Genomic DNA, 10,465 nt, shown 5'->3' on the forward strand with positions numbered 1-10,465 from the left:
GCAACACGCGTCGCGCGGGCGGCAGATGGAGCTGCCCGAAGACCGCTATGCGCAGGAGCTGGCCTTCCTCGCGGCGTACGACGACGGCCCCCGCCCGCCCGGGTGGCGGCTCACCCCGCGTGCGGTCGTGCTCTTCGTCTGCGGCTCGGACGGCGAGGAGCTGCGGGGCGGTGACGGGCAACAGCTCGCCGTGACACGGAAGTTCGTGGGCGACCGACAGCTCGTGGAGCGCTGCGTGGTGACCCTGGCGGGCGAGCGCGGACTGCTGCTCGTCGGTGAGCCCGGCACCGCCAAGTCGATGCTGTCGGAGCTCCTGGCCGCCGCCGTGTGCGGCACCAGCGCGCTCACCGTGCAGGGCACCGCGGGCACCACGGAGGACCAGCTCCGGTACGGCTGGAACTACGCGATGCTCCTCGCGGGCGGCCCGAGCCGAGCGGCCCTCGTCCCCTCGCCGGTGCTCAGCGCGATGGCGCGGGGTGCGGTCGCCAGGATCGAGGAGGTCACGCGCTGCCTGCCCGAGGTGCAGGACGCCCTGGTGTCGCTGCTCTCCGAACGCCGCATATCCGTACCGGAGTTGGCAGGCCAGGGCGGTGACGACGGGACGGTGCACGCCGTCCCGGGGTTCACTCTGATCGCCACCGCCAACCTCCGGGACCGCGGTGTCTCCGAGATGTCCGCTGCGCTCAAACGGCGCTTCAACTTCGAGACGGTCGGCCCGATCGGCGATCTGACGGCGGAGACCGAGCTCGTGCGCAGCCAGGCGACATCGGCGCTCGCCCGCTCCGGCGCCGCCTTCTCGGTCGACGACACGGTTCTTGAGGCGCTGGTCACGGCCTTCCGGGACCTGCGTTCGGGGCGCAGTGCCGAGGGCTGGGAGGTCGAGCGGCCCTCGACGGTCATGTCGACGGCGGAGGCGGTACAGGTCGCCACGTCCATGGGGATCGGCGCCGCGTATCTGGGGGACGGCCGGGACGTCGTCCGTACGCTGCCGGGCCATCTCCTGGGCACCGTGCGCAAGGACGATCCGGCGGATCACGCACGGCTGCTCGGTTACTGGGACGGTCCGGTGCGGCGGCGTGCGGAGAGCGGCGCGGGGCTGTGGCGGACCTTGTGGGAGCTGCGTGATGACCTCGGTTGAGGGTGTTGAGGGTGTTGAAAGTGTCGAGGGTGTTGGTGTTCAGGGTGCCGCGCCGTCGCCGGACGCGGCGCTCGCGGAGCTGGCCGGGTGCCGTGACCCGTTCCTTATCGGCGTACGGCACCACTCCCCCGCGCTCGCCGCCGCGATGCCGGAGCTGCTCGCGGCGGCCGGTCCCGAGGTGCTGTTCGTGGAGCTGCCCGAGGAGTTCGCTCCGTGGCTTGCGCATCTCGGCGACCCGGCGACCGTGCCGCCGGTGGCCCTTGCGGGCGGCGCCGGGGCGGGTGACCTGGTCTTCCTGCCGTTCGCGGAGTTCTCGCCGGAGCTGGCGGCGATCCGCTGGGCCCGGGAGGCGGACGTGCCGGTCGTACCGTTCGATCTGCCCTTGGCGGAGCGGGAATCGGTGCGCGAGGCGCCGGGACGGGATGTCGTGCCGGTACGGGATGAGCCGGGGCGCCTGGTCTCCGCGCTCCGCGCGCGTGCCGGGCTGCGCGCGCAGGACGACCTGTGGGACCGCCTCGTCGAGACGGCCGCACCGGGCGGCACGGCGGAGGCACTGCGCAGGGCCGCGCTCCTGGTCGGCTGGGCCCTGCGGACGGATACGGGCGAGGTGACGGCGTACGACCTGGCGCGCGAGGCGCACATGCGGCGGCGCCTCGCGGAGCATGTGGGACGCGCCGGGCAGGCGGGGCGCCGGGGGAAGCGGGCAGTGGCGGTCGTCGGGGCGTTTCACGCGGCGGCCCTGATGACGGGGCCCGGCGGGGTGGAGGGCGGTGCGGCCAAGAGAATCGAGGCCGGGACCGGTAGTGCCGTGGCCGAGGCCGGGAGCCAAGTCACCACCTCCCTCGTGCCCTACGCCTACCCGCTCCTCGACGAGCGGTCCGGCTATCCGGCCGGGATCCGCGACCCCGAGTGGCAGCGCGGCGTGTTCCGGTGCGGCGGCGAGACCGAGCGGCTCGACGACCTCCTTACCGCCACCGCCGTGCGGATCTGCGCCGCGATCCGTGCGGCCGGGCACCCGAGCGGGCCCGCGGACGCGCGCGAGGTGGTCCGGGTCGCCCGGGACCTGGCCGTACTGCGCGGCCTGCCCGCCGCGGGCCGCGGCGAGTTGGCCGAGGCCGTACAGACGGTACTGACGCAGGGGCAGCTCCTCGGCCGTGGCCGTGCGGTGGCCGCCGCCATGGAACAGGTCCTCGTCGGTGACCGGCGAGGACGGCTCGCGCCGGGAACTCCCCGGTCGGGCCTCGGCCCCGCGGTCGAGGAGGCCCTCGCCGCGCTCTCGCTTCCGACGCCCGACGCACCCGACCGGCGCGAACTGCGCCTTGATCCGCACCGTTCGGAGCTGGACCTGCGGCGCGAGATCCTCCTGCGCCGCTTGGCGGTCTGCCGCGTGCCGTACGGAGAGGAGGGCGAGGTGGCACAGGTCGGTGAGGCCGCCGCGCTCACCACGCGTTGGACGGCCGAGTGGTCACCGTCGGCGGCGGCGATGCTCGATGTCGTCGGCGTCCACGGCGTCACCCTGGAGCAGGCGACGGACGGCATGCTGCGCCAACGCCGCGCGGCCGACGCGCGGCACGGCGGGCCGACCGCGGCACAGGTGCTCGCCGCTCTGACGGACGCCGCACGGTGCGCGCTGCCCGACCTCGCCGGTGAGCGCCTGGGAGAGGTGGCGGAGCTGCTGCCCGCGTCCGCCACGTTGCCGGAACTCATCGAGGGCCTTGACCTGTTGAGCAGGATCGCGGCGGGCCGAGTGCCGGGACTGCCCGAGCGGTGGCGCGCCGACGACGTCGACGCCGTATGCGCGGAGTTGGGCGCGGCGGGGGCGCGGGCGCTCGACGGGCTCACCGGGTCCACCGACGCGGCCGACGCCCGCGCGGTGGTGGAACTTGCCGTCCGCGCGGCCGACGGGGGCGGCGGGCTGCGGCTCGCGGACGCCCTGGCCCGGCTCGACGCGGCGGGCACGGCCCTGATCCGGGGGGCGGCGGGCGCGGGGCGGGTGCTGCTCGGCCGACTGGACGTCGAGGGCTTCGGCGTCCGGCTCGCCTCCCGCGTGGACAGTGCGGTGACGCCCGAACTGCGCGTTGAACTCGGCGCGTTCCTGCGGGGCGCACTGGCGGCGGCGGGCCCGCTCATGGAGACGGGCCGGGCGCTTGACCCGTTGCTCGAACGGGTCGAGTCCCTCGCGGACCGTTCTTTCCTGGACCGGCTGCCGGCGCTCAGAGCGGGCTTCGACACCCTGACCCCCGCGGCGCGCGGACGGGTGCTCGCGGCGGTGGAGGACCGCACGGGCCTCTCGGTGGCCACGCTGCCGACAACGGTCACCGACCCGGCCGCCCTCGCCCGCCTCGCGGAGGCCGATCTGGCGGGACGGGAGGCACTGGCCGCTGCAGGCCTGGCGCAGGCTTCGACCGACCACGTCACGGTGGAGGACCAGGTCGCGGTGGAGGACCGGGTCACCGTGGGCCGGGCCGACCACTCGCCCCGGCCTGCCGTCCCGGTGCCTCCCGCAAGGTCACGCGCGACCGCACCCGTCACCGGACCCGCGGCCCTCGGCCCGCACGAGCGCTGGCGGCTGCTCCTGGGCAGGACCCGGGGCCTGGCAGGGCGCGCGGGCCGGGTCGCGACCGCGCTCGACGAGCTGTACGGGAACGGGCGCGGCGAAGGCTCTCGCGGCGACGCCGGTACCGGAGGCGCGGCCGGACGTGGCGGCACCGACGCCCCGTACCCCGACGTACGGAGCTGGTCGGAGGAGCTTGCCGCGCTCTTCGGGCCCGGCGTGCGGGAAGAAGTGCTCGCCGCGGCCGCCGACGCCGGACGCATCGACGCCGCGATGGAGCTCGACCCCGCGACGGCACGCCCCTCGGTGGCGCTGCTGCGCACCGTCCTGTCGTACGCGGGCGGCCTGCCGGAGAGTCAACTCGCCCGGCTGCGACCGCTGGTGGCCCGGCTGGTGAAGGAGCTGACCGAGGCGCTGGCCAATCGTCTGCGCCCCGCGGTCACCGGTTTCGCGCATCCCCGGCCCACGTACCGGCCCGGCGGCCCGCTGGACCTCGCGCGCACCCTGCGCGCCAATCTGTCGACCGCGCGCCGCGATCCGGTGACGGGCACGGTGACGGTGCTGCCCGAGCGGCCGGTGTTCCGCTCGCGGTCGCGCAAGGCGGCGGACTGGCGCCTTGTGCTGGTCGTGGACGTGTCCGGATCGATGGAGGCGTCGACGGTCTGGTCGGCGCTCACGGCGTCCGTGCTCGCCGGGGTACCCGCGCTCAGTACGCACTTCGTGGCCTTCTCGACGGAGGTGCTCGACCTCACCGACCAGGTGGCGGACCCGCTGGGGCTGCTCCTGGAGGTACGGGTCGGCGGCGGCACCAGCATCGCCCGCGGCCTCCGGCACGCCCGCACGCTCGTGACCGTGCCGTCACGCACGTTGGTGGTGCTGGTCAGCGACTTCGAGGAGGGCGGACCCGTGGGCCCGCTCCTGTCCGAGGTGCGGGCGCTGATCGACGCGGGCTGCCACGTACTGGGCTGCGCCTCGCTGGACGACGCCGGGCGGCCGCGCTACTCGGCGGGCGTGGCCGGGCAGTTGGTGGCGGCGGGCATGCCGGTCGCGGCACTCAGCCCACTGGAGCTGGCCCGCTGGGTCGGCGAACGCATGGGAGGGGCGACCCGATGACGACGGACCCAATGACCGCACCACCCGCACCACCCGCACCATCCACACTGCCCACACCACCCACGCCGCCCGCGCGGCCCGCGCTTCCTCCGGTGGCCGCCGAGGTCGCCGCCACGGCTCTCGACCCGCTCCCGGCACGGCTGCGCAAACGCGTCGACGGGGCGGTGGCCAAGGCCGCTGCCTGGCCGGTCGACACCACGGCCGACGGTGCCGGGACGGTGGTACGCGCGGTCGTCCGCGTCGACGACGAGACGCTGGTGACCTTGTCCGCCCCGCAGGGCATCGTCGCCGCGGCGGAAGACGCCACGTGCACGTGCCTGCTCGCACCCGCATGCCTGCACAGGGCGGCGGTGCTGCTGCGGGCGCCGCTGGCCGAGGAGCCGCCGACGGAGGGGTCGCCCGCCCCGCCCGACATGACACCCGCTCGTGATTCCGCCCCGGCTGCGGCCACCCCCACCGCTCCCAGCACCCCCCTCACGCCGTTCACTCCCCTCACTCCCCTCACTCCAGCCCAGTCCACCGCCACCCGTGCCCTCTGGGCCGCCGCGCGGGACGTCCTGGTCGCCGGGACCGGGGTCGGCGGGGCCGGTGCCGTGCACCGTGCGGGGCTGCTGCACGCGGCGCACTCCGCGCGGCTGACCGGTCTGCACCGCGCTCCGGCGGCAGCGGTCCGTGCGGCACAGCGACTCGGCGAGGCCGCCTCCGGCGATCCGGGGTTCCGGCTCGCCGAGCTCGTGAGCGAACTCGCCGAACTGCTGCACGTACTGCGAGGGCTGCGAGGGCTGCGGGCGACCGAGGCCGCGGAACCGGCCCTCGTCGGCCCGGCGCGCCGTGCCTACCGGCCCGAGAGACCGCTGCGCCTGCACGGGTTGTTCACCGAGCCGGTGGTCACCGCGTCGGGCCACGCGGGCGCGGTCACCTACGCCCTCGCCCCGGACGGGCGACTGCGCACCCTGTCCGACGTCGCGCCCGGTGACCCCGACCGTGTCCGGCAGGCCGCGGCGTCCCCCGTCCCCGGCGGCTGTGCGCTCTCGCTGCGCGACCTCGGCGACGGGGGCGGGGTGACTCTCACCGGGCCCACGGTCTCGCCGGACGGCCGGATCGGTGCGGGACGGACGGTACGTTCGGCGCGGGCACAGGGCGCGGCCTGGACAGAGACCCCCCTCGCCCCTCTGTGGCAACGCCCCCCGCACACCCAACTGGCCACCGGGCTTGCCTGGTTGGGGACGCCGGTCGAGGAGCGGACAGCCGCGGGCGGCAATCTCGTCTTCCTCCGAGGGACGGTCGCCGCGCGAGGACTCGCCGTCTCCGACGGGCCCACCCTGCGCCTGCTCGCCCCGGACGAGCGTCCCGAGCTGCCCTACGCGGAGAATCTGCGGCTCATCGCGTCGCGCGTCGGCCTTCCGCTGCGCGTCGTCGCCCGTATCGACCCGGAGCGCCCCGGCGGCGTCCTCGCCCTGGCCGCCGCGTGGCCCGGCCCCGACGGCCGACCGCTCCGCGCCGACCTGGGCCTGCGGAACCTCAACCGATCCCAGTTCCCCCCGCACTCCTCCCTCCCCTCGCCCACAAGCCCTTCGGCACCGCCCGCCGACCCCCCGGCGCTCCCCCTGGAGCTCAGCCTGCTCCGCCGTGCCGTCGACCGGGCGGCGGCGGGCGGCCGTCCGGTCGCCGCGGCGGACACCGGCGATGAACTCCCGCGCCGCCTACGGTCAGTGGGCCTCACCACGGGTGCCGAGTGCGCCCGCCGCCTCACGGCCACGGCAGCCGACCGCACCCACGACGCACTCGGCCGCCTGCGCCCCGCGGACCCCGACGCGTACGCCGAGGCCTGGCTGGCGGCCCACCTCTACACACGAGCGGCCACCGCATCCCTGCTCACCGCCGCATGGACCCAGGCCCCGGAGGCGCCTGCCAGACACTGAGCGGCCGGCCCTCCGCACTCACTTCATCCACTCCGCCTCATACTTCGCGTACGTCCCGTCATGCGTGGCGAGGTGCACGAACTGGTCCACGTACGCCTTGAACTCGTCGTCGCCGCGCGGCGTCGCGTACGCCTTCTCCGAGAAGGTGAAGGGCTTTTCGGGGTGGAGGGAGCACAGTTCGGGGTGGATCTTCGACTGGTAGAGCGTCTCGCTCGCGTCCGTCATCATCACGTCGGCCCGGCCATCGACGATCTCCTGGAAGATCGTGGTGTTCTCCGGGTGCGGCTTGATGGTCGCCTGCTTGATGTGGGCGCGGGTGAACTGTTCGTTGGTGCCACCGGGGTTGACGACGACCGTCGTGCCGGGCTTGTCGATGTCCTTCAGGGTGCCCGCGCCGAACTTGCCCTTGTCCGCGCAGCGCACGATGGGGGTCTTGCCGTCCTCGCGCGTCGGCTCGCTGAAGTAGACCTGCCGGGCGCGCGGCAGGGTGATGGAGACGCCGCCGACCCCGATGGCGCAGCGCCCGGCGGCCACGTCCTTGGTCAGGTTCGCCCAGGTCGTGGCCACGAACTTCGGTCGGGCGTCGAGGCTCTTCGCGAGGTCCCGTGCCATCTCGATGTCGACGCCGCTGTACGTGCCGTCGGTGGGGTCCAGCTTCGTGAACGGCGCGTAGTCGCCGGTCGTGCAGACCTTCAGTACGCCCTTCTTCGGGACGGAGTCGAGGAGGGTCCCCTGGTGCCGGTCCGGCCGCCGGGCCGCGTCCGGTGACGCGGGCGCGGCGGCGGTGACGGCCAGCAGACAGACCAGGGCGGACAGGGTGGCGGCACGCTTCACAGGGAGCTCCTCTGCGAGAGGGGAGAGAGCCGGGCCGGTGTCAGGTCGGGGGTCGTACCGGCGTACGCGTCCTCGTCGAACGGGTACAGCGGCCGCTCCACCCGGTGGTGGCCGAGGCGCGGCAGGTCCTGGTCGACGCCGCCGGGCGTGAGCGCGAGCAGCCAGTCGGCCGCCATGTCGTGCAGCTCGGGTTCCAGGTAGCCGATCTTCACGACCACGAGGTCGTACGTACGGGGGTCGATGCCGAGCCCGCCCTCGGCGGGGCCCATGAAGTCGGCCAGGGTGTGGAACGGCTTGCGGCGCTCGACGAGGATCACGGTGAGGCCCCCGCGGCGGACAGCGGCCATGTCGACGCCGCGGTCGTACGCGCCGCCCTCCGCACGGTCCTTCTGGTCGGTGGCGCGCTGCAACGCGACGACGGTGCCCGTCAGTTCGTACGGCCCGCCGTGCTGCGCGTCGACCTTGCCGCCGACGCTCAGCGTCACCTCGGTGCCCACGCCCGCGTCGAAGCAGCGGGCGACGGCGGCCGGGTCGGTGATGCCGGGGTGGACGGCGGTGACCCGCCCGGCACGTACGGCGTCGTTCTCGAGGAGCTTGCCCAGCATGTACGCGAGGTCGCCCGCGCCGCCCGCCGTCGGGTTGTCGCCCGAGTCGCTGATCAGGAAGGGCCGTGCCTCCGAGGCCACCGCCTTGTCGATGCACTCCTCGGCGGAGCCCGTGGGTCCGACGAAGACGAAGTCGCGGCGGGCGTCCCAGTAGCGGCGGGCGAGCTTCTCCGCCTCGGCCGCGGCGCGTTCGGCGTCGTCCCCGGTGACGACGATGGCGGCCTTGCAGCGCGGCTCGTCGGCCCAGGCGTAGCCGACCCACAGGGCGGCGTCGAGGATGCCGGGCAGCTTCTCGGTCTCGGCGAGCGAGGCGTAGAGGGACTTGGCGGGCTCCAGGCGGGTGCTGGTCTTCTCGCCGGGCAGGAGGACGGGGACCTGGACCCAGGCGCGGTGCGGGCGGGTGCCGTCGAGGAGGCAGCGTACGAGGTTGCGGGCGGCGCGCTCGCGAGTCTCCCAGGCGTCCTCGTGCGGGGCGAGGCGGTGGGCGGTGAGCAGGTCGACCGGTTCGGCGAAGCGGCGCGAGACGTTGCCGTGCAGGTCCATCGCCGTGGAGATCATGGGGCGGCTCCTGCCGTCGGGGGTGCCCACGAAGTCGAGGGCGGCGCGCACCGCTTCGGTCAGGTCGGCCTCCGCGTCGGTGAGTCCGACGACGCTCATCGCGCCGTGGATGTCGTACACGAGGCCGTCCAGGGGGCCCGCCGCCCTGATGCGGGTGACGAGTTCGTCCTTCAGGGTCAGGTACGACTCCGCTTCCACGGGGCCGCCGGGCAGCGAGGTCGCGTGCAGCAGGGGTACCCATTCCACGGTGTCGGCGAGGTCGGAGTCCGCGCGCGTCCACGTGTAGCGGTCGAGGAGGTCCTGCCCGCGGGTCTGGCGGAAGTCGTCCACGGTGGAGCGGTGCGGGCAGAACGTGGACGACTCGATGCCGATGCCGCCGATGCCGATACGCAGGCGGCGACGGTTCACGGAGGGGGTCATGCGGGTGCGCTCTCTTCCTGATGTGCGGGGGCCGTCGGAGAGGTCGGCAGGTGGTGGCGGAGTGCGGTGAGACCGGCGCCGAGGAGGCCCGCGTCGACGCCCGTCACCGTGGTGGTGATCTCCAGGTCGGCCGTGGCGAGGGGCAGGCAGCGTTCGTAGAGGACGCCGCGCACGGCGGCGACCAGGGGTTCGGCGGTGGCCAGGACGCCGCCGAGGGCCACGGCCTGCGGGTTGAAGAAGTTGACGACGACGGACAGGACGGTGCCGATGTGCCGTCCCGCCGTGCGGACGAGGGTGGTGGCCTGCGGGTCGCCGTCCGCGACGAGCCGCAGCAGATCGGCGGTGTCGGCCACGTCGACGCCCTGCGCGGCGAGTTCCCTGATCAGGGCGGCGCCGCTGGCGACGGTCTCCAGGCAGCCGATGTTGCCGCAACTGCACGGCCGGTCGCCCGCCGCGTCGACGCGGACGTGGCTGATGTCGCCCGCGCTGCCGTTGGCGCCGTCGTGCGGACGGCCGGCGGAGATGATGCCGCTGCCGATGCCGCGACCGGCCTTGACGACGACGAGGTGGTCGAGTCCGGGGCGGGCGACGCGGTGTTCGCCGACGGCCATCATCGTGGCGTCGTTGTCGACGGTGACGGGGATGCCGAGCCGTCCGGCGAGGACGTCGCGCAGCGGGTAGCGGTGCCAGCCGGGCATGCGGGAGGGGCTGAGGACGCGGCCGGTGGCGGGCTGGACGGGGCCGGGGAAGGCGACGCCGAACCCGCGCACGGCCCGGCCCTCACCCTCCTGACGTGCGACGAGTTCGCCGACCTGCGCGCAGAGCCAGTCGACGGCGGACTCGGGGCCCGCGGTGATGTCGTGCGGCAGGTCGACGGCGTCCAGGACCGTGCCGCCGAGGTCGACGACGCCGAGGCGCGCGTGGTGGCTGCCGATGTCGGCGGCGACGGCGACGCCGCCCCGTGCGGCGACCCGCAGCAGCCTGGGCCTGCGGCCGCCGCGCGAGGCGCCCTCGCCGGACTCGGAGAGCAGCCCGGCGTCGACCAGTTCCTGCACCCGCAGGGAGACCGTCGAGGGGGCGAAGCCCAGCTCTCGTACGAGGTCGGCGCGGGACGTGGCCACGCCTGAGGAGACCAGGTGCACGATGTGCTGCGCCGAGCCCGGCTCGCCGAGTGGTGTTCCGGTCATGGCGCCCCCAGTTACTTCCCTGCCGGATGGTTGCTTCGGCAAGTTCCTTCGATGTCAGCACGAACACTAAGTCCGACCGAACCAGGTTGGCCAGACCTTCCCGCTTTTCTTCTTCTTGCCGAATGAAGCTATTG

General features: G+C 74.5%; 6 protein-coding genes. 3 read left to right on the top strand and 3 right to left on the bottom strand.

All coding sequences use genetic code 11. From position 1 onward, the window contains the following. Positions 1-25 precede the first annotated feature (25 nt). Genes ABZ953_RS16585 through ABZ953_RS16595 form a run of 3 tightly spaced genes read left to right on the top strand, consistent with a single transcriptional unit; the run spans position 26 to position 6,727 of the window. A complete protein-coding gene (locus tag ABZ953_RS16585; protein WP_361723577.1) occupies positions 26-1,138 on the top strand; it encodes an AAA family ATPase in 1,113 nt (370 codons plus the stop codon). After that, positions 1,125-4,805, top strand: coding sequence for a DUF5682 family protein (locus ABZ953_RS16590; protein WP_361723386.1), 3,681 nt, complete (start codon positions 1,125-1,127; stop codon positions 4,803-4,805). The genes ABZ953_RS16585 and ABZ953_RS16590 overlap by 14 nt, the downstream gene beginning before the upstream one ends. Continuing rightward, complete coding sequence (locus ABZ953_RS16595; protein ID WP_361723389.1) at positions 4,802-6,727, top strand: SWIM zinc finger family protein; 1,926 nt, start codon at positions 4,802-4,804, stop codon at positions 6,725-6,727. The genes ABZ953_RS16590 and ABZ953_RS16595 overlap by 4 nt, the downstream gene beginning before the upstream one ends. A gap of 18 nt (positions 6,728-6,745) precedes the next feature. Here the strand turns inward: ABZ953_RS16595 and ABZ953_RS16600 are convergent, their stop codons facing one another. From ABZ953_RS16600 to ABZ953_RS16610, 3 genes are read right to left on the bottom strand one after another with little or no spacing between them, the layout of a single operon-like run. After that, positions 6,746-7,561 (bottom strand): transporter substrate-binding domain-containing protein, encoded by an 816-nt coding sequence (locus ABZ953_RS16600; RefSeq protein ID WP_361723391.1) that lies wholly within the window; start codon positions 7,559-7,561, stop codon positions 6,746-6,748. Then, positions 7,558-9,144: a M81 family metallopeptidase gene (locus ABZ953_RS16605; RefSeq protein ID WP_361723394.1), complete on the bottom strand. Its 1,587-nt coding sequence runs from the start codon at positions 9,142-9,144 to the stop codon at positions 7,558-7,560. Before ABZ953_RS16605 ends, ABZ953_RS16600 begins: the two co-directional genes overlap by 4 nt. Next, a complete protein-coding gene (locus ABZ953_RS16610; protein ID WP_361723396.1) occupies positions 9,141-10,331 on the bottom strand; it encodes an ROK family protein in 1,191 nt (396 codons plus the stop codon). Before ABZ953_RS16610 ends, ABZ953_RS16605 begins: the two co-directional genes overlap by 4 nt. Positions 10,332-10,465: the final 134 nt, after the last annotated feature.

This window comes from Streptomyces sp. NPDC046465, assembly GCF_040646035.1.
GTDB lineage: Bacteria > Actinomycetota > Actinomycetes > Streptomycetales > Streptomycetaceae > Streptomyces.

Coding starts and splice junctions, on each gene's coding strand:
- ABZ953_RS16585 (WP_361723577.1), top strand. CDS start 26: ATGGAGCTGCCCGAAGACCGCTATGCGCAGGAGCTGGCCTTCCTCGCG.
- ABZ953_RS16590 (WP_361723386.1), top strand. CDS start 1,125: ATGACCTCGGTTGAGGGTGTTGAGGGTGTTGAAAGTGTCGAGGGTGTT.
- ABZ953_RS16595 (WP_361723389.1), top strand. CDS start 4,802: ATGACGACGGACCCAATGACCGCACCACCCGCACCACCCGCACCATCC.
- ABZ953_RS16605 (WP_361723394.1), bottom strand. CDS start 9,144: ATGACCCCCTCCGTGAACCGTCGCCGCCTGCGTATCGGCATCGGCGGC.
- ABZ953_RS16610 (WP_361723396.1), bottom strand. CDS start 10,331: ATGACCGGAACACCACTCGGCGAGCCGGGCTCGGCGCAGCACATCGTG.